The following is a 19,481-nucleotide window of genomic DNA, read 5'->3' as shown; positions in this document are numbered from 1 at the left end:
AAAAATGATAATTTTATAATTTCACACTACTTCTTGACAAATGTAAGTAGTTTCACTAGTAGTTCAACTATAAATTAATCATATCTTTTATACCACTCTTTCCTCACTCTTAATAACAAATTGATTAAATTTTCCTTATCTGGAACATCAGGCAAATCGCTCACCTTCTCTAACTCACTAATCTTCTCCACAGCCTCCTCCGCCATTTTGATCAAGTCCTCATATTCAAATTCACCGTTACGAACCCGTAACAGAAATTCCCTGTCAGGTCGCTTAACTATGATTTTGCCTTCGGATAGAATTTCCTCCGCCATCCGCAACAGGCGGAATGTGTGCATCATATTCTTGGCATCGTAGTTTTTGCCGTGGGCCAAAGTGTTTTCAAAACGGGCGGGATTGCGCTTTTCCACCCAATCCCAGTAGGCTTTATATTCTTTGCAATGCGCCGCGTAGGCCTCTTTGTTGAAGAAAAGAAACGCTTCGGGCACACAACCTTCCGGAATGGAAGAAAGGCGCACATCTCCGCATTCCGAATCGCGTACTATACCGCCATAAGGAGTCTGAATGTCTTTGTATAAGCCGTAAACGCCTTTGATATGCGGAATTTTCGCTAGGCCACACGACTCCGCTGACGTTCCGGTTTCAGTTAACCATGTGTTAAACGGCACGGAGCCTTTGCCTTGCAGTATGTAGCAAAAGTCCGTTACCGTTTTACGTTTACGATCGATCGGGTTGAATATTTTCTTATTGAGCCCTTTCGCTTTTTTGATTTGCGTAAAGGCATAACCGGCGAAGGTGTTTTTGCATAATTTCGAAAGCACTGGCGCATTCCGAATTTTGTCCCATAACGGATCTTTATACAAAATGTCTTCGTCGGAAACGGCCAGCATCTCCAGGATATTCGGATTGTTCTTGATCAAAAGCTCTATGAAACGACCCAATTCATAATAGACGATATCGTTGCTCTGGTTACTGATCTGTGCAATATAATCCAGACCATAAATCCGGTCTTGGGGCAAAACGAAAACGCCTTTGATATCCGTATCGGACCCGGGTACATCCAGTCCATAGGCTTTACTTCCGCTTATGCATTCGAACATGATCCAGCCCGAGTGTTTCAATTCATCGATAGTCATTAGAGTCGTATTTTAGTATTGATCAAAGCGATCGTCCTTCCAAACGGTTTAGCGTATCTTGAAAGAACTGATTAAGAGCCTTCACATCACCTTTATTAGCGGGAATTCTTTTTTCAGAGGCTTTTGTGTATTCAAAAGTCGAATCGATAAATGTAAAGACTTCCCTTTCGCCTTGATGCTCATAAGCCTCTCCTTTGCCGCTTTTAAGCTCGATCAAAGAAAGGATTCTTTCTTTCAAATCCGCATTAATATCCAATATATCCAGCAAAGCTTGGATACGCATAGGTGGTGCTGTTTGGTACTCCAGAATCCATCGGCAACAAAGCGCCGCTCGCAAAGCATAGAAGAGTCGCTTTAGGCGATACTTTTTACCCTGAACGTTCGCAAAAGCTTTTATACCCATATTTAAATAATGGTGCAAAGCGGCTTTCGGTGAGAAATATTGCTGTGACAGATTGTTTAAAGCATCTATGATTTCAGAATCAGCCCAATCGTATATAACTGTTGAGGAAAGACGCTCGAACATAGATGCGTTTGATTTCCACAGCAAGCCCATGGCCTTACGCAAATCCCAACCGGAAATATCCAGTTCCCTGTCATCGGACATATATTCGATCGTATCTTTCGATTCCCAAACGGTCAGATAGTCGTTCTTTGGACGCGTGTAGATCATCCGAACATCATAATCGCTGTCCGGCGAGGGAAAGCCCCAAGCCCTCGATCCTGTTTCGCAAACCCATAGAGCTTTCACGCCGTTTTCTTTTTCGATACGGCGGACGTGATCCATTATTCTTTGAGTGTCCATTTTCTTATGGAAAAAATAAGGGGAAAAGCATCAATAAAGTATAAGCAATAAATGTAAAATCATGGACGGAGGAAGGCGAGTGAGAAAACGTAAAGCCCCTATTCTTTACGTTTTCCGAATCATCCTTTCACCACGGCCAGAGGCGATAGTCGCACGACAATCTCGGCAAGGTCGGTTTGGTTTTGCATTACCGTTTCGATGTCCTTGTAGGCGCTTACCGATTCATCCAGATCGCTTTTGTTTCGGACGGCGTGCAGTACGCCTAAAGCGTCCAGTTTGGACTTTTCGGCTTCTAGATCCAAAGAACGAATAGCCTGCTTACGACCGAGTTTACGTCCGGCGCCATGTGAGCAAGATTTGAAACTTTCCGGGTTGCCCAAACCGCGCACGATGTAGGAATGGCTTCCCTGAGATCCGGGAATCATACCCAATTCGCCTTCGAAGGCAGGCGTGGCTCCTTTGCGGTGTACCAGCACGTTTTCTCCGAAATGGTTTTCCCAAGCGGCGAAGTTGTGCGATTTATTGATGATCTCACCCGTTTCGAACTCGCCCACCACTTCTTTCATCGCCTCGGCTACACGTTGAATCATCAGTTTACGGTTCGCCAAAGCGAAGGCTATGCAGTAATCCATTTCCTTTATATACGCATTGGCTTCCGGCGTTTCGATCGGCAGAAAGGCCAAGTCGACTTTTCTTTCGACGGATGAGAAGTAACGCTCGTTCAAGCGTTTCGCCAGATGATTGTAATGCGCGGCCACTTTAGCCCCTAAGTTTCGGCTACCGGAATGAATCATAATCCAGATTTTCCCGTCATCGCCTTTCTGGATTTCGATAAAATGGTTACCTCCGCCCAAAGTACCGACTTGCTTGCAGGCTTTTACATAGCCTCGGCCTACAATATCCAATTCCTCGGCGCCTTCGGGCATCAAACTTTCGTCCTGTCTCTCATCATGCCACTTCATTCCCAAAGGAATACGCGCCCGGATACCCGCCATGATTTTTTTCAAATCTTCGGTTTCGATATGCTCCAGACCGGTTGGCATAGCGCACATTCCGCATCCGACATCGACGCCCACGGCATTGGGAACGACCACGTCTTTTGTGGCCAAAATCGACCCGATCGGCATTCCATAGCCTTGATGGCTATCGGGCATGATGGGAATATGTTTGAACGCGAAGGGCAGGTTCGCCAAGTTCTTGGCTTGGTCCAAAGCGCCTTCTTCTATATCGTCAAGCCATAGTTTGATTGGCTTTCTTTCTGTTCCTATTACTTGTTTCATTTTTCAAAAAATCACATTTCATTTAATGTCGCACTCATCTTCCAAGGACTTTTCTCAACAGACTCTCAAAAGGGCTAATATCTACACTGTTTTCCTCTTCATACTGAGCTTTAATTTCATCGCCTGTATCTTTATCCTGATCAAGTTGTTCCCCATATTCTGGATTATAATCTGATAAAGTAAAGTCGCATATGAGAAACTCTTGTAGAAGCAAATCAGATAACAACCTCTTTGAGTGTTCACAAACTTCGGCTTGATATTTTACTTCCCAAACATCGTGACAATAGTCCGGAATATGCTCAAAGCTATCATAAAAGAACGCCCCGACTCTCACAAGTTCGTCTTCGAAAGCCCCTTCCCAATGTAGGAGCTTATACAAAACATCATCATGAGACTTAGGCTCAAGAATGATTCTTTTCAAATATGCTTTTACACATTGTAATTCGAATTCATCTCCACCCAAAAGGGTAATAATCAATTTTATAAATTCATGACGCGAATGTTCGCCATGATAATTAAAATTGTATATCTCAAAATAGAAAAGGTCATTATCAATCAGGTTGAAATAATTCGTTTGCGAGTTCAGCCATTGTTCAAATTCTCCCAATTGGATTTCCTCGGTTATTAAAGAGAATACTTTATCCCTAAGAGTTATGTCTATTGGCCGTTTCATTAGGTATCATTTATACATTGTGTCAAACACTATCTCACAGATTAGTAAGCCTTAATGTAATTATTAACACTCATTTCCCCACCCCAAACATCCCCTTCAACTGATCAATCACCTGCCCGCCGTTGGAAAGGGAAATCTCGCTGATTTTCTCCGAAATTTTCTCGACGTATTCCATTTCCTTCAGCTTGAATAGCATCGGATTGTCTTCCATCAGTTTGGCGGTATTGAGCAGGCTTCTGGTCGAAGCCGTCTCTTCGCGCCTTGTGATGATATTGGCTTGCGCTTTTTTCTGCGCCACCAACACTTGGTTCATGATCTCTTTGATCTCGCCTGGCAAAATCAAATCCCGCAGGCCGCAGTCGAGCACAGTCAGGCCCAAAGCCTTGGTCTTTTCGGCCAGGTACGCTTTCACATAAGACGCAACCGATTCTTTCTTGGCTAACAATTCGTCCAATGGAAGCGTACCGACGTACTCGCGCAGGGCCAGCTGAAAGAGTTGATAAAGCTGCGCCTCGTAGTCTTTGGTCTGTACCCTGGCCAAGTGGATGTCATGCACCCGGTATTGGGCGGAAAAATTCAGGCGCAGGTTCACTTTGTCCTGCGTCAACATCTCTTGTCCCGATACTTCCAAAGTCTGGACGCGTGTATCTATCTTCTGTACCAGAAGCTTCTGGCTGTTTATCCAGAAATAATGCGTTCCCCTTTCCAATTCTCCCGCAAGCTCACCGTCTATATAGAGGAGCGCTTTTTCATAAGGCTGGATCTCAAAAAAGCGAACATACTTATCCAATGAGCCATGGTTCAATACCTGTTTATTGATATTGTCGGGTATCTTGGAATCTTTGATATCATAAGTAACGAATTCATTTCGAACCAAACCTTTCCAGTACAGGTAACGGCCGGCCGGAAGCGCTTCCTTAAAGAGTCCCTCCTCATAGCGAAAGGTCAAGTGCCCGTCCTTCACTTCGATCACTTCCAATGCCTCCGCCAGTTCTTTGTGTTTCAAAAGCGTATTGATCGGTTTGTTAGGGACGAAAGCCTGCGATTTATCGCACAGCGTAAAACTTATGTTAGCGAAATCATCCCAATACAAATGACGGCCCGACGGCAGAAGCTCTTTGAACATGCCGTCTTCGAAGCGCAGGGCCACCTGCTCTTCTTTCACATCCACCACTCGCAATGCGTTTGCGACTTCCTTGTTTCGCAACAAAATATTTACAGAAACAGGCGGATCCAGCCTTTCGGCCATATCATAGCGCTTTACCTCCTGCCCCGGCATCAGCCAATACTTCCCTGCCTTCAAAAGGCCCTTCACCTCACCGTCATGCAGTACTATTCCCGCTGTACCTTCATTGATTTTGATTCGTTTCATTTTATTTGGTATTTAGTATTAGGTATTTGGTCTTAGGTATTGTGTATGATGTTTTAAAGTATTGGGTGTAGCGTTTAGAAAGCTATCTACCTAATACTTAATACCTCAGACCATATACCCATTTTTTCATTTCAAAAGAGATAGAACGATCAAGAACACCGTCATTCCGTCCAAGTCGAGGGGCGTTTGCGCAAGAGGCTCCGCGCGCCGGCGAAGGGTCGGTAATCCGGATATCCCGGGCTGGTTGATGTTCGGGGTGAATGGAAACTTATGTGTCCACTTTGTCCCGAGACCTTCCGGCCTTTCGTAACCGTTTTCCACGCTTCGCGGACGGGCTTTCCTATTGCGTTCCCCGCCTCCCGAATACTTTTCAAGAATTGCCGAAGGCCGTTTGCCTTCCGCCGACAATGTTCCCGTCGTTCTGTCAAATAGTTAAGAGAAAAATCCGAAACCTCAATCCGGCGTGTCTACCAATTCCACCATTCCCTTTCGGGAAGTGGGACTCGAACCCACATCTCTAATTGCTGTTCAACCCCTGAACCACATTGGCCTAAGCCAAAGGGAGGATTCGAACCTCCGTACACAATTGGTTGTCAAATTTGCTGTTCTTCCAGTTGAACTACACCGACCGTAATCGGTGGAAGGATTCGAACCTTCAACCTGCAATGTGTTAGACAAGAAAGAACCAAGTCAACAGGAAAGCCCTTACCTACCGGGGAGCTCCTTGGTGCTATTCCGAAACACCGCGTGCCCTTGATTCATAACAAAGGTGCGCAAGCGGTGCGCAGCCTTTTTGCGTAGTGAAAAAAATGTGTAGATTTAGTGAGTAAAAAGTCCAGAGTAAAGCGTAAAGAGTATTCTAAGGGGCTGTAGAGCCGTTTTTTACAGGATATTTTTTTGAAAAAGTGACGATAGCCGTCTCTTCATTTTTCAATGCGCAATTACTTTGTACGCTTTACCCATTACTCTTTACACTTTACTCCCAAAAAATGCCAGCCAACCGCAACGCTCTGATCCGATACAAAACCATTGACCAATGTTTGAGAAACCGTTTTCGTCAGTGGACGTTGGAGGATTTGGTTGAGGCCTGTTCCGATGCGCTGTATGAATATGAGGGTATCGACAAAGGCGTAAGCCGGCGTACGGTACAACTCGATATCCAGATGATGCGCAGTGACAAGCTGGGTTATAATGCCCCCATCAAGGTGATCGACCGTAAGTATTATGTTTATGACGATCCGGAATATTCGATCACGAATATTCCTTTGACGGATCAGGATCTGCGAAAGCTATCCGACGCCGTGGACATTCTCAAACAGTTCAAGGGCTTTACGCAAGTGCAGGAACTTTCGGGAATGATCCAGAAGTTGGAGGACAGCGTGCAGTCGAAGATGGAAAAACAGATGCCGGTGATTCAGTTCGAAACGAACAACAGCCTGAAGGGGTTGGAACATTTGGAGCCATTATACGAAGCGATACTTCAGCGCCAGGCAATTAGTCTGACATACCAATCGTTCAAGGCCCGGGAAGCCAGCACTTTCGATTTTCATCCGCAGTTGTTGAAGGAATTCCGCAATCGCTGGTTCGCTCTTGGGTTTTTGAAAAAAGACCAGCGCCCATATTTGCTCGCTTTTGACCGTATGCACAAAATCGAAAAATCCGACGCACCGTATATCGCCAACACCACCCTGGATTTATCGACTTATTTTTCGAACGCCCTGGGCGTAAGTGTCGATTACAACCAGAAAGTCGAATACGTGGAGTTGTTCGTAATGAAAAAACACGCTCCTTATATCTTGACCAAACCCATTCATCATTCGCAACGCTTGGTGCGGGAAGTACCGGGCGGTGTTATCGTTGGAATGGATTTGCAGTTGAATTTCGAATTGGAAAAAGAGATTTTGAGTTTCGGCGAGACGGTGAAGGTCTTGAAACCCCAGAAACTCTACCGTTCTATCCGCAAACGGACCCTGCAAGCGTCCGAACAATACAGGCAAAACATGCATCCTTTTGTCGCCAAAGAGACTTTCAAACGTGTCTGGCGCAAGGGCTTCGCTTATATAGACGAATTTTACGATGTAAACGAGGTGCTGCAGTTCCGTAAAATCCTCAAAGACCAGCACGGCGATGTTTTGGACGGAACTTTTCTTCAGCAATATCCTTCGCTGAAAACGCTGATCTTTTCGGCTCCGTTACAGCTTTTGGTAAAACAGGGAGCCGTCACCCCTTTTCAGCTTTTTGCCTCAAATTTCTACGCGTCGTCGCACAAAACGGAGGATTGGACATTTTTCGATAGCCTTCCGAACGGGAAAAGCCTTTCGAGAGAATTGATCAAGGATATGGTGATTATCAGCATCCATCTGGATTCCGCACATCAGGAAAACGGAGCCTTCCATATCCTTCCCCGGAGCCATTATTGGGACGATCGAAATTCACTGCAAAATGAAAAAATCGTATACTGTACCGTACGGTCAGGCGGTTTGCATTGTAGAAAAGCCCTAACCCGGTATCGCCTTCGGAATAATGACCCTAAACGAAATGTCCGGAGGATTGAATTGCTTATGGTGCGGGCAGATATTCTGGCTGAAATGGAGAAACCGGCGTTGGCGGAATCATAAACCGAATCCCTTCATCCCCTCCCCGCTTTCGTGAAAACCGCTGTCATCATGATTCTGCAATCGCTTACGGTTCTCTTTGGTCATTACCTTGTTGGTGTTCACGCCGGCTATATTCTTCAGTACCCAATACCACGCAAAAGGAATCAGCCACAGTAACACAAAATTGATTCGCTTTTGAACGGAACTTAAAGTCACCATTTTAAAAGTCCGGTAACTGGCCCATAAACTGAACGGGATATAGAAAATCAGAAAAGTCAGAAACGCAGGATGTGTCATGCAATGCAGGTTTTGTGACAAAAAATTCAATTTACAAAACTCCCGGAAAATTCTGATTGATTTAAATGAGCAACGGTTAGTTAACTATATAAGTCGTGGCTTTCCGTAATCCCGGGATTCTTTTCTCTACCTCCCGTTTTTGTATCCGTATTATCCCACGCAAGATTTCCATTCGCTTCAATTGGTGAGCCTTCCTGTTTTCAAGATATTTCCCTTTTACCTCAGCCAGCTCCTTTGCCAGGCTCTTTCCGCTTACCATAAAAGAAGCCTGCCTAACAAACCGAGGCAATAAAGCGCCCGCCCATTCCAAATACGTTTGTTTATCTTGTTTTATATAACTGTCCAGATGATTGATCCGCTGTTTCGATTTAAGCGTATGGATACTAAGCTCTCTATATAATTCCGAAGCTTTATCGAATTCGGCTGTTTCCGGAAAAGCCTCATGTAAAACGTTTCGGCCCTTTTGGCAAACCGACAACGACTTCCGGTACCAATAACGGACTTTATTCGAATGCACTTTCATATCACGGCGCAATGCCGTAATCGCGTCAAACACCCGCTTCTCTTTGGCATACAGCGTATCCATTTCGTCCATCGCCTCCCACAAACGTCCCAATCTCACATTCGCTTCCATCAACAAAAGATGTCTTTCGACTTTTATATTAAGCGAATCGATACTTCGCGAAAATTCGGGATAGACTTCATTATAAAGATTCCGGTATTCCCGCAAATAATCCTCCAAAGCAATTTGCGAAAGCTTATTAAACTTTTGGGCCGAATCCAATGCCGAATAAACCACACTTCGCAACGAATCCCTTACTGTTTGTGGTTTCGGATTCCTTATCTTTCTAGGTTTATAGCCAGGCATTTCCAAGTTTTCCCCTGCCTTCGGCTTACCAAGCCCGCGCTTTTTTTTCTCCCGATTTAGCGCCGTTTTATATGTCCGGATTCTTCTGTCAGCAAAGTTCTTAAGATCACGTGTACGGGCCGAATAACCGTTCTTCAGCTTTCTATTCAGCTTACTCGAACTCCTCCTGTACACGGCGCTTACCCTCGCTTTATGCTTGTTGGCGTACTTCAAGGCTTTCTTATAGTTCGAAACCACCTCTTCGACCTGCGACAACAAAACTTCCGGCATTTGCGAATACGTATAATTATCAGTGGCCCTCATGGCCTGGACACGACACATATATCCAAAATCCCAGGGATCTTCCTCCATTAAGTCCATCGTCCGTTTCGCCAATTGTTTTTCGGTCATCAACCCATAACGGAAGAGCTCCGTGGCGTCCAATATTTCCAACGGTTGAAATGCGTCAGGCATATCCTTGTATTCTTCTCCATTTTGAAAAGAGACTCTGGAAACCGGGTAACGAAGCATCTGCCAATATCGGTTGGCCGGAAAATGGCTTCGTATCAATTTTTCGGGATCAGCACAGAAATAATTGAGTTGCGGATTCTGGACAAAAACCATTTTTGAACGTATCACCCGTTTTCCAAAAAGTTTTTTGATTGCGGTTCTTAGGTCGCCCGCTTTGGTTATGTATGCCCCGCTTCCCGAATACGTATCGACCAACCGCCAAGTCCCATCGATGCGGACAGCACTCCAAATATGATCCATTGAGGAGAGCTCCATGCCGTCGTCATAAAAATCATCGGACTTCATATAGCCTTCGATATTCCGGACTTCCAAGCCAGCATGACGGCATAACGACTTAAACAGTTCGGCGTATCCGCTAGAATCCGTCTTTCTGTACGCAAGCACTCTGGAAGCGAGATCTTGTTCCGGTTTTTTCCCCAAGCGCTTATCCCTTCCATGCCTGATGTTATGGATAATCCAAGTGTATATATTCAGCGCGCGTTGGGCCTCCGAACCTTCTTTCTCCGTAAGATATTTGGCCAGTTTCTTGGGGTCGCCCGATATTGCTTTTGGAACTTTTTTCGCAATGCCCCTCACCGCCAGGCTATCTTGCTGGGCAAGTATCGATATTGGTAATCCGATTAAAAAATATAAGCAACAGAGAATGGTTATGGCTCTCATTTCCGAATCAAAAAATGGTTGAAGTCTTAAACTTACACAAAAACTAATAAAATAGTTTTTGGTTTACAAAACCTCAGCCGTTCGAAAACTTATCCTAAAAAATTCGCCAACAACACTCCATCCTCAACGCCAATCTTACTCAAAGACAGACATCTTATCCCATCGTCCCCTCATTGCTCTCGTAAAACCCTCCGGAGGCTTCACGGTACAGTTTGTCCCTTTTTCCTTTGATCATTACTTCCGGAATATCGCTTTTCGTGATTTCTTTCAATAACCAATACCAGAAAACGGGAAACAGCCAAACAAGGGCAATATGCAACCTCTTTTGCCGGCGGGTCAGCGTGACTTTTTTCAAAACCTTCAGGTGACTCCAAATCGAAATGGCCAAATAGGCGACCAACAGACCAATGTAAATACCCATAAGTATGCTTCCTGACTTAATTATCGGCATTAAAAATACATTATCCCGAAACCACGAACATTTTGCGCTTAACAAGCCCCGGTGTTACTATTTATTCACTCTTGTTTTCTTTCAAAGGAGTTCATGAGAACGCTTCGCTAGTTGAGAGATCAAAAAGTAACCAAAAAATCTCCCAAATACGGCTACAAATTTTTCTTCCATCCAAAAGCATTGCGGTTATGGAAGAAAAATAAAAGCCTGAAATTAGTTTTTTGGAACGTATTGGGGTCAATAATGGAGCAGAACTGTAATGCGATTAAAACAAGGCTAATTACGCCACAGTACATAATCACGCTACTTCTCGTTCTCGGCAAACTCAAATACGCAATCAGGCATCAACTCTTTTACCTCCGCCGGCACCTCTATCCGCTCGAAGGCTTTGCCGTAAATATGCTTGCTTTGTTTACCGAAAAGTACTTTTCTCAAAGTCTTCATTCTCAATAATATCTTGGGGAATTTTCGGAATGAGTTTTCGGACAAATCCAATTCTTCCAACTCACTTAGTTCCGATATTGAATTAGGCAGGTCTTTCAAGCCGTTTTTGCTTAAATCCAGCTTCCTGATATTTTTGAAAGCGTTTATTCCTTCGGGCATCTCGTGCAATCTGCAAAACTGTAGGCGCAACTCCTTCACGTTTTCTTTTTTCACTATTTCCAAAGGCATCGGAATCGGGAGGTTCTTATTGCGTTGCCTCTCGCTCCACCAATCGCCTTCATAGCCATAGGCCTTGGACCAATCCAATGTCCCGTTTTTCATCAGCAAATCTATCGCTTCCGTACGCAACGGGTGGTTGGGCTTTACTTTAGTCATAAGATAGCGCAAACCCCTGCCCCGGTTTTTAAAATATTCCAGCGCATACCACAGACAAAAGTCCACGCCCCACTGCTCCTCGTTCTTTTCCAGTTTCCGGACTATCTCCGATTCCTTTTCACTGCCCGCGTCGCGGAGTTGCTCTTCAGAGATTTTGAAATTAAACTGTGAGGGAGAAAGATCGGTCCAAGTGATTGTGGCCCGGCTTTTTAGTACGCCTTGCAACTCCTCGGGCAAAAGGGTTTTCAGGTGTTTTTTCAATACGTTCACCGCTTTACCCCCATGCGTTTTTATCAGAAAAAGACATGGAAAATATAAGACTTTTGGTACACCGCCCGCTTTCATCATCTCCAATGCCAAAGCTATATTCTCCTCCTGCCGGGAATATAGCAACTCTTTGATATTCTCAACCAAATCGTTGGAAGCTTGGCCGATAAACTGCGGGCGTTCCTCGTCTGCCCACGCCGAAAAGCTTCCTTCGGAAAGGAAAACAAGGCCTTCCGCTTTCTGTCCCAACAACTCTTTCGGAACGTCGCCCAATAATACATGGGTAACGGCTTCGGAATACTTCGGGACATATTTCACGTCACGCTCTCCGCATATTCCTTTGATTTCCGATTTTTTCAACGATGTCTTTCCCGCTACCAGAAGCGTCGCTTTCTTATCCAAGGGCTTTTCCCGCAACTTTTCCGCTTCTCTTGCCAATACCAATTCTCGGGCTCTTGAATTCAATTCCCTTTGCCGCACGCACAAGCAGCGGATTCTTTCCTCAAGCGTACCCAAAGGCAAATGAATATCCCGCCTTGTTTGGGCGAACAACAGCAAGTCCCGCTTTTCCTTTTCGCTTAACGGCGATTTGGCTAGCGCCGAAGCCAATCGAGAAAAATCTTTTTGGGGTGGCCCAACAGTCTTCCAGTCAAAACCGGTTATCGTCACAATTCGCTTTGACAGCAGATCCTCCACCCTTGTGGCGCAAGGCGTTTCTATAATGGACAAATGCGTCAGGGATTTGATTTGGTCATACCCGCCAAAACTACGCAAGGGGTTTTGGTCAAGATACAAATGGGAAAGCGATGGGCAACCGGCCAATTCTTCCGGAAAAGTTTCCAGTTGATTTCCTTCCAGATATAACAAAATCATCCTGCGCAATTTCGTCAGCACCTTGGGCACCGTTCTCAAACCGCAATTCTTCATCACCACCCGAATAATCGGACAGTCTTCGGGAATGTCTTCCGGAAAAACAGGATTTTGCAATCCGCTAACGTCCAATACCCTCGCCTCCGGATTTTGAAAAGCGGACAATGGTATACGATTATCTTCGGCCGACGAAAAATTCTCTTCCCAACGCATCTTTTTTTTCGGTAAACTTCCGGCGAAATACCCGAATACGCAAGGCTGTTTTCAGGGATATTCACTCCGCAAAACCGAAACTCACCTTATATCATGAATTCAAAAAAACGGTAATCATCCCGACCAAAAATATCCCGGTGCCTACCAAAATAATAAACAGCGAGTAAGTCAATACAGTAAGAAGCATTCTCGTAAACGCGTTTCCTCCTTTAAAAAATTGTTTGAATGCCCAGAAGTTATAACCGATTCCGACCAAAGCGGGCAACAATTGCATGATATAATTATCAAAAACCAAAACGCACAACGACCCGACCAAATAAATCATACTCTGCTCTCCCGTGATATAAACGTTAAGGATCAGATGTTCTAGATAATTGTATTCTGACCGGAAAAATACCCAAAACGAGGCCAAGGAAAAAACCGGTAAAAACAACAACATTGCGTATGCGTGGTTCTTGGCCAACCAATGAAAAAAACTTATAATAACCGAAGCGTCTTCGGGTCTATCGAACCCGCTCAACACGCCTTCCATCAGTTCTCCATGATAAGTGTTTTTCCCTACCAAAAGCAAACCCAACACATATAGTGTGGAGGTAAGTAACAAAAACGCCAAAGGCTTGGAGTGCCGTTGTCTTTTGCCTTCCAAAAATTCCCTTACGGTAACTCCCGGCTTCAGAAACAGCTCCTTTATCGTGAAAAACAGTCCTCGGTTTATCTGAAAAACACTGTTCGCCAACTCATCCGCCAGATATTTGAAATCGATTTTCCTTACTTCGGAACTCTGTCCGCAGTTATTGCAAAATTTACCTTCGAAATCGTTCTCACAGTTTTTACAAATCATAATCCGTATATCTACAGCCGGCCTTTATAGGAAAAATCAACAAAAGCGGAAGCCTATAGCGAAAAGCACAAAACAACAATATATCATGGCAATATATAAGACTGAAAAATAAAACACATATCAATTGACCGAATAAATCAAGTTTACACTTTGTTGGATTAAATAAAAGCTATACGTTTGCACCTGATTTTTCGAAACGGCTCTAAAGCCAAAATCTACACAAGTCATGTAATTCGTAATCTCCGGCTCTTTGCCAAAAATCAGCCGATCGTATTCCCGATCGTCCGCGTCCGCACCCAGCCGACGAGGCTTTTTTGTGCGCCCAATATTTCGGGATCAATTTCGGCTACACCTAATTACATTTTTAAGAGATTACTTATTTCCAATGAAAAAATATGCCCGTTCCCTGCATGCCAGGTGCAGTGCGGGAACAACTTCCGACGACCGGTTTATGCCGACCGGATACGGGACTGTCTTCTCCAAAATGAAACGTTTGGTCCTGACCGAAAAGCTGGACGGACAGAATAATTGCCTAAATAAAGATGGCGTATTCGCTCGTTCGCACGCGGCGCCTTCCGCGCTCCCTTGGGACAAGCCCCTTTGGGAACGGTGGAACCTGATTAAGAACGATTTAAAGGATCTGGAAATTTTCGGTGAGAATATGTACGGTGTGCATTCCATCGCATATTCAAAACTGGAATCGTATTTCTATGTCTTCGCCATCCGGGAAAAAGGGTATTGGTTGTCTTGGGACGCCGTTAAGTTTTACGCTTCGTTATTGGACTTTCCCGTTGTTCCCGAGATTCCGGTAAAGTATTCTTTAAAAGACAGCCTTCTGTCCTCTCAAAACGAGGATGAGGCTGTCGCGCATTGGCTTGCCCAAAATCTGGGAATGCCTTGGGAAAAAAGCGTCAAACTATCTGGAAAACTCGGCGGATATGATCCAAAAGACGGCAAACCCTGCTCAGAAGGTTTTGTAATCCGAAACGCGGAAGGATTTTATACAAATAACGGAATATTGCCCGTACAGCATAACGAGTTCGATAGCCTTTTCAAGGTAGTCCGAAAAGGCCATGTCAAAACCGACAAGCACTGGACACGCAATTGGAAGCCCGCCACACTCACGAACTACGAGCGATACGGTTGGCACGCTTACCAATATTTAAGCAAAACATCTTTTAACCGATCTTAGAATTTCATTGTGTAGCGGTAAGCGTGCAGAGTTAATACTGATTGACTCAAGTAGATTCTGTATTTCTTTCGGCAAATAATTCATCGTTTCGAAAACAGAAAAGGAGGTTTTTCGTAGTGTCCTTCAAACAACGGAAAAACATAATCGCAAACTCTTCGCTATTTGCCCTACACATCGTACCACCAAAAGAAACGCCTTATGTTATTCTCAAAATATTTAAATAAAAAACGACCGGATTGGGACGCTTTAGTCAAAGACTTCGAATGGCTTAGAATTCTGTCCGAAGTTCCGCAAGACCCTGAGTGGCATGCCGAGGGAGACGTATTGACCCATACCCGGATGGTCTGCGAAGCATTGCTAAACGCCCCCGGCTTTGACGACTACACTCCCGAACAGCAACAAATCCTGTTCGCTTCGGCCTTGATGCATGATATCGAAAAAGCCTCCACCACCCAAGAGGAAATCCGCAACGGAAAGGTAAGAATCACCTCCCCGTTCCACGCCAAACGCGGGGAGAAATCAGCGAGATCGATTCTTTACAAAACCATGGGCGTTCCTTTCCGTATCCGCGAACAAGTAGCGCGGTTGGTCAGGCACCACGGTCTGCCTTTATGGGGAATGGAAAAAAGAAACGCGTCCAAAGCCGTGATTGAGGCAAGCCTTGTGGTTGACACACGTATGCTTAGCTCCCTTTGCCGGGCCGATATAAACGGCCGTATAGCAAAAGACAACGCAGACAAACTGCTAAACGTGGATTTGTTTGACGAACTGTGCAAAGAGAATAGTTGCTTCGGCAATCCGCGCTCATTCGCCTCTGACTACGGGCGGTTCCTATTCCTCAATAAAAAGGAAGCGTATATCGATTATAAACCTTTCGAGGATTTCACCTGTACGGTAACGCTTTTGGCGGGGCTACCCGGAGCCGGAAAAGACACTTATATCAAATCAATGGGCGATATACCGGTAGTTTCGTTGGACGATATCCGTCGTAAAAACGGATTCGATCCATTAAATAAAAAAGATAATGGCAGAGTAGCCCAGATGGCCCAAGAAGAGGCTAGAGTATTCCTTCGGAAAAAAAAGGATTTCGTTTTCAACGCCACCAATATAGTGGCCGATACAAGGGCTCGATGGATTTCGCTTTTCATGGAATACAAGGCCAGAGTACGAATTGTCTATATTGAGGTACCCTATTCAACGCTCTTACGGCAAAACGAAAACCGGGAATACCCCGTTCCGTTACGAGCCATCGACAAGATGATAGGTAAACTGGATATTCCACAAGCGAAAGAGGCCCACGAAATAGAGTTTGTTATTCGGGAATAATAACCAAAAACGCAGAACCTTTAGCGGTTCTGCGTTCTATTTTTCTTTTTTTCTCAGCCTTATCCGTTAAATCATATCCGCTTATTAATCAGGTTCACTATCGTTTTATGAAAGTCCGATTCCTCGATATCTAAAACCCTTTTTATATTTTCGAAAAACCTCTCCCCGTTTTCCCCGGAATACACCAACGAAATCGCTTTGTCGAAGCCTTGTTTATCCAACGCTTCCTCAAACAGAAAAGCGCTCATAACATAATATGAAAAGTGCCTGTTTACGTCGGATTTTCTCCCTTTCTTAAATTCTTCCAAAAAATCTATTTCCGGGTTTTTGGCCAATTCATCCCTGAATTGCTTTTTAAGTTCGGCCATATCGTCATAGCTCAAACCATAACCGCCGTAATATGCCGAAACGCCTTGCACAAAGGGCCAATACATCTGTTCCCTATTCGGAAGATTGTAATATAAATACTCGCCTATATATCCAAAAATATAGTTTTCGTTACCGGTCCCCGTCATGTATATCCGCCCTTTGTTATCTGTAAAGCCCAAGTCATAACACAAAAAATTGCATTGGCGGGCGCTGAACAGAAAACCGTAAGACTTCAACAGCTCGTCTAAACTTTGGAAAGAATAATAATCCAGCTCCGGCTTAGGACCGCCCGTAAGTTTTGACAAATCATTTACTAGCCGTACAAACTCATTGGCTTTCCGATCATTAAAATTTCCGCTAAAATGGTACGTTACGTTATCTATCTTCTTTTCTTTGAAATTCCGGGTATTGTCCTCAAACGCGCAATAGAAACGGAAGTGATTTCGATACGGAACCGCTTTAAGTTCGGTAACCTGATAAACGAAAGGCTTACTGTCTCTTGTTCCCGTAAAAGCCACTGTCACTCTAAAGCTTCCGTCTTCCAACGGAAATGATTTCAAGATCAACGGGTGATTAAAAGAGTCCGACCCTTTCCCGATTCCCGCCATCTTCTCAAAAAAGAACCTGTATTTATTTAAATGAACCGTATCAACGTATTCGGAAGAATAATCCCTATTCTTCGCTTCGCTTAGAAAAGCGCTTAAAGAGTTTTCGATCTTCGCGGACGTGGCGCTATCCTTTTCCACCAATTCCACATTCAGATTCCGCTCCACCGCAATCTGGGCGGTACACACTTTTGAGATCAATACAGCTAAAAGAATCGTAAGCCTATACTTCATCGCTAAACATTTGGATTTAACCTTAACCTCCCTTTGCCCGAAAATCCGGCGTAAAGACAGCCAAAAACAATGTCCAATGTATGCTTTATGAGATAGGTCAGAAAACCTAAATTGTCATTTAAGAAAAATTTAACTATTTAAAGTACAACATCATACACTTGAACAACATTATTCTTGTTTTATTCGTCTCAACGGCCTAAACTATTTTTAATCCCAATACGTTCCAAAAAACTAATTTCAGGCCTTTATTTTTCTTCCATAACCGCAATGCTTTTGGATGGAAGAAAAATTTGTAGCCGTATTTGGGAGATTTTTTGGTTACTTTTTGATCTCTCAAAAAGTAACACTGGAGCCTTTTAAGTCCAAAATGTCGATGGTGTTGGGATATGGCATTTTTAATGCCAATAATTTAGTCAGGGCACATAGCTTCTCAAGAGGGATTGTAACAGCCCTTTCCTCCCCCTATTCAAAACAAATTATCCCTTTATCATAATTACGCATTCCCAATCCGCCCCATTTCAATGACCAAAACCATTCGTCACCCTATACAGGTTGTTGGTCACTTACATTTTCTCGCCCGCCGGCCATTGACTACGTTTGCCATACACAAGTCGCACTTTTTATCACTTTTAGATAACGAATAGAACTCTATGAAACTTTGTCATTTTTCGTTTTTGATTTTATTGGCATTGGCCGTTTCGCAAAGCTTCGGACAAACGGTCATCAAGGGAAAACTCCACGGCGCCGTTAACCAGACTGTACGTTACGCCGATATTTCGGCGAAGGCCAACTTTCCCCTCTACTGCAAAAAAACCAAAACCGATTCCAAGGGTAACTTCCGCATTACTCTCAATACGGAATCGCCGACATTCTTTTGGGTAGCTCCGGAAAAAGCCAAGCTCAATTATATGATTGTAAAACCCGACGGCAAATACAAAGTCGAGTTTGGGCAGGAAGGCGAGAATTTTAAAATAAAAGGTACCGACGCCGAACTGAACACATTTTACTCCAACCTTCCCCATCAGGCTTTGCAAGCGCTTAAGAAACTTGGACGCGACGGCGACATCCATAAAAAGGCCAAGGCGAAAAAAGTTGCGGAATACAAAGCCTTGGATTCCTTGACGAAGCTTAAAAAGCTATCGCAAGAAGTACTGAACGCTATAAAGAGAGACCGGGCCCTGTTCTACGCCGAACAAGACATTCTGCTTTCTATCCGTAGCCCCGAACCGTTCAAAACCGTAGGCGAAGCTTTGCGGTTGGCCAACGACCCGCAATACAAAACTTGCGTGGCTTTCCTTCCTTTAACGGAAAGCATAATAAAGGCCAAGGTCCGAAGCGACAAAAGCTACTCCCGAGAAAAAATGAGAGCGCTGGCCAAGCAAGGCAAAGCCCATACGTTTACCGTAAACACCGCAAAAAAGTATTTTGAGGAGCCGGTCAAAGAGGCCTTTATCGCTTACTATATCCATGAGCGCGCGTTCCAAAAACGTTTCGAAAAAGAATTGGTATCTCTCTTTGACGAGTTTAAACAATCGTATCCCGCCAGCTCTTTCACGCCGCACGTACAGCCACTGGTCTCAAAAATAGAGGCTTTTCATAAAAAAGTGGCGCAACCCGCTCCCGACAATATCCATTTTGTCGAAAACCCAAAGACGGTTACAAGCTTGGAAGAATTGCTTAAAAAATTCAAGGGGCAGAAGCTGTATGTAGACGTTTGGGCAACATGGTGCGGACCGTGCAAGACAGAATTCGAACACAACAAGGAGTTGAAGAAACTACTCAAGCGCAAAGGGATAAACGTACTGTATATCTCCATTGACCGGCCGGACAGGGAGAAAGCATGGAACGAAATGATTCGCTACTATGAGCTGGAAGGCTCCCATATCAGGGCCGAAAAACCGTTGGTCAAAGATTTGGAGAAAATTTTCGGAAACGGTGGCGGGCTATCCATCCCTTGGTATATGCTTATTGACGAAAACGGCGACATCGTAAAAAAACGCGCCAGCCGGCCAGCCGATTTACAAAGCCTTGAAAATGAAATATCCGTTAGCTTCAAGTCTCTCTAATTTTTAAACCTTGGCTAAAGTGGCCTAAAA

Annotated in this window: 16 protein-coding genes; 5 read left to right on the top strand and 11 right to left on the bottom strand. The window is 44.3% G+C overall.

Translation table 11 applies throughout. From position 1 onward, the window contains the following. Positions 1 to 74 precede the first annotated feature (74 nt). The 5 genes from AABK39_RS08585 to AABK39_RS08565 all read right to left on the bottom strand — a co-directional run bounded on the left by AABK39_RS08585 (position 75) and on the right by AABK39_RS08565 (position 5,266). Complete coding sequence (locus tag AABK39_RS08585) at positions 75 to 1,136, bottom strand: DNA polymerase beta superfamily protein (RefSeq protein WP_338394517.1); 1,062 nt, start codon at positions 1,134 to 1,136, stop codon at positions 75 to 77. A gap of 22 nt (positions 1,137 to 1,158) precedes the next feature. Next, positions 1,159 to 1,941 (bottom strand): nucleotidyltransferase domain-containing protein, encoded by a 783-nt coding sequence (locus AABK39_RS08580; protein ID WP_338394516.1) that lies wholly within the window; start codon positions 1,939 to 1,941, stop codon positions 1,159 to 1,161. 119 nt (positions 1,942 to 2,060) lie between these two features. Continuing rightward, positions 2,061 to 3,221, bottom strand: a complete 1,161-nt coding sequence (locus AABK39_RS08575; protein ID WP_338394515.1) for an RtcB family protein — start codon at positions 3,219 to 3,221, stop codon at positions 2,061 to 2,063. 34 nt (positions 3,222 to 3,255) lie between these two features. Further along, positions 3,256 to 3,894 (bottom strand): hypothetical protein, encoded by a 639-nt coding sequence (locus AABK39_RS08570; RefSeq protein ID WP_338394514.1) that lies wholly within the window; start codon positions 3,892 to 3,894, stop codon positions 3,256 to 3,258. 70 nt (positions 3,895 to 3,964) lie between these two features. Further along, entirely contained in the window at positions 3,965 to 5,266 is a 1,302-nt protein-coding gene (locus AABK39_RS08565; RefSeq protein WP_338394513.1) for a slipin family protein, read from the bottom strand. 989 nt (positions 5,267 to 6,255) lie between these two features. Here AABK39_RS08565 and AABK39_RS08560 point away from each other — a divergent pair. Beyond that, positions 6,256 to 7,884: a WYL domain-containing protein gene (locus tag AABK39_RS08560; RefSeq protein WP_338394512.1), complete on the top strand. Its 1,629-nt coding sequence runs from the start codon at positions 6,256 to 6,258 to the stop codon at positions 7,882 to 7,884. On the opposite strand, the gene AABK39_RS08555 is transcribed toward AABK39_RS08560, so the two are convergent. From AABK39_RS08555 to AABK39_RS08535, 5 genes are all read right to left on the bottom strand, one after another. Next, positions 7,879 to 8,160, bottom strand: coding sequence for a hypothetical protein (locus AABK39_RS08555; RefSeq protein ID WP_338394511.1), 282 nt, complete (start codon positions 8,158 to 8,160; stop codon positions 7,879 to 7,881). The genes AABK39_RS08560 and AABK39_RS08555 overlap by 6 nt on opposite strands. A 76-nt stretch (positions 8,161 to 8,236) precedes the next feature. After that, a complete protein-coding gene (locus AABK39_RS08550; RefSeq protein ID WP_338394510.1) occupies positions 8,237 to 10,114 on the bottom strand; it encodes a transglutaminase domain-containing protein in 1,878 nt (625 codons plus the stop codon). 238 nt (positions 10,115 to 10,352) lie between these two features. Next, a complete protein-coding gene (locus tag AABK39_RS08545; protein ID WP_338394509.1) occupies positions 10,353 to 10,619 on the bottom strand; it encodes a hypothetical protein in 267 nt (88 codons plus the stop codon). Between the two features lie 333 nt (positions 10,620 to 10,952). Further along, positions 10,953 to 12,818, bottom strand: a complete 1,866-nt coding sequence (locus AABK39_RS08540; protein WP_338394508.1) for a leucine-rich repeat domain-containing protein — start codon at positions 12,816 to 12,818, stop codon at positions 10,953 to 10,955. Positions 12,819 to 12,909: 91 nt separating this feature from the next. Then, on the bottom strand, positions 12,910 to 13,659 hold the full coding sequence (locus tag AABK39_RS08535) for a DUF3667 domain-containing protein (RefSeq protein ID WP_338394507.1): 750 nt from the start codon (positions 13,657 to 13,659) through the stop codon (positions 12,910 to 12,912). A 385-nt stretch (positions 13,660 to 14,044) separates the two neighbouring features. Between AABK39_RS08535 and AABK39_RS08530 the strand changes: the two genes are divergently transcribed. Next, a complete protein-coding gene (locus AABK39_RS08530; protein WP_338394506.1) occupies positions 14,045 to 14,851 on the top strand; it encodes an RNA ligase family protein in 807 nt (268 codons plus the stop codon). Positions 14,852 to 15,049: 198 nt separating this feature from the next. Next, a complete protein-coding gene (locus AABK39_RS08525) occupies positions 15,050 to 16,177 on the top strand; it encodes an AAA family ATPase (protein WP_338394505.1) in 1,128 nt (375 codons plus the stop codon). A 71-nt stretch (positions 16,178 to 16,248) separates the two neighbouring features. Here the strand turns inward: AABK39_RS08525 and AABK39_RS08520 are convergent, their stop codons facing one another. Further along, positions 16,249 to 17,385, bottom strand: a complete 1,137-nt coding sequence (locus AABK39_RS08520; protein WP_338394504.1) for a hypothetical protein — start codon at positions 17,383 to 17,385, stop codon at positions 16,249 to 16,251. A 277-nt stretch (positions 17,386 to 17,662) separates the two neighbouring features. Here AABK39_RS08520 and AABK39_RS08515 point away from each other — a divergent pair, with 277 nt between their 5' ends. Both AABK39_RS08515 and AABK39_RS08510 read left to right on the top strand, forming a co-directional pair. Next, positions 17,663 to 17,878, top strand: a complete 216-nt coding sequence (locus AABK39_RS08515; protein ID WP_338394503.1) for a hypothetical protein — start codon at positions 17,663 to 17,665, stop codon at positions 17,876 to 17,878. Positions 17,879 to 18,035: 157 nt separating this feature from the next. After that, positions 18,036 to 19,451 (top strand): TlpA family protein disulfide reductase, encoded by a 1,416-nt coding sequence (locus tag AABK39_RS08510; protein ID WP_338394502.1) that lies wholly within the window; start codon positions 18,036 to 18,038, stop codon positions 19,449 to 19,451. Positions 19,452 to 19,481: the final 30 nt, after the last annotated feature.

Source organism: Fulvitalea axinellae (assembly GCF_036492835.1).
Lineage (GTDB): Bacteria > Bacteroidota > Bacteroidia > Cytophagales > Cyclobacteriaceae > Fulvitalea > Fulvitalea axinellae.
Note: the sequence above shows the minus strand (reverse complement) of the source record. Positions and strands in the feature narration are given on the sequence as shown.

Coding starts and splice junctions, on each gene's coding strand:
- AABK39_RS08575 (WP_338394515.1), bottom strand. CDS start 3,221: ATGAAACAAGTAATAGGAACAGAAAGAAAGCCAATCAAACTATGGCTT.
- AABK39_RS08510 (WP_338394502.1), top strand. CDS start 18,036: ATGAAACTTTGTCATTTTTCGTTTTTGATTTTATTGGCATTGGCCGTT.
- AABK39_RS08585 (WP_338394517.1), bottom strand. CDS start 1,136: ATGACTATCGATGAATTGAAACACTCGGGCTGGATCATGTTCGAATGC.
- AABK39_RS08555 (WP_338394511.1), bottom strand. CDS start 8,160: ATGACACATCCTGCGTTTCTGACTTTTCTGATTTTCTATATCCCGTTC.
- AABK39_RS08565 (WP_338394513.1), bottom strand. CDS start 5,266: ATGAAACGAATCAAAATCAATGAAGGTACAGCGGGAATAGTACTGCAT.
- AABK39_RS08535 (WP_338394507.1), bottom strand. CDS start 13,659: ATGATTTGTAAAAACTGTGAGAACGATTTCGAAGGTAAATTTTGCAAT.
- AABK39_RS08530 (WP_338394506.1), top strand. CDS start 14,045: ATGAAAAAATATGCCCGTTCCCTGCATGCCAGGTGCAGTGCGGGAACA.
- AABK39_RS08540 (WP_338394508.1), bottom strand. CDS start 12,818: ATGCGTTGGGAAGAGAATTTTTCGTCGGCCGAAGATAATCGTATACCA.
- AABK39_RS08560 (WP_338394512.1), top strand. CDS start 6,256: ATGCCAGCCAACCGCAACGCTCTGATCCGATACAAAACCATTGACCAA.
- AABK39_RS08570 (WP_338394514.1), bottom strand. CDS start 3,894: ATGAAACGGCCAATAGACATAACTCTTAGGGATAAAGTATTCTCTTTA.
- AABK39_RS08515 (WP_338394503.1), top strand. CDS start 17,663: ATGGAAGAAAAATTTGTAGCCGTATTTGGGAGATTTTTTGGTTACTTT.
- AABK39_RS08545 (WP_338394509.1), bottom strand. CDS start 10,619: ATGGGTATTTACATTGGTCTGTTGGTCGCCTATTTGGCCATTTCGATT.
- AABK39_RS08520 (WP_338394504.1), bottom strand. CDS start 17,385: ATGAAGTATAGGCTTACGATTCTTTTAGCTGTATTGATCTCAAAAGTG.
- AABK39_RS08525 (WP_338394505.1), top strand. CDS start 15,050: ATGTTATTCTCAAAATATTTAAATAAAAAACGACCGGATTGGGACGCT.
- AABK39_RS08580 (WP_338394516.1), bottom strand. CDS start 1,941: ATGGACACTCAAAGAATAATGGATCACGTCCGCCGTATCGAAAAAGAA.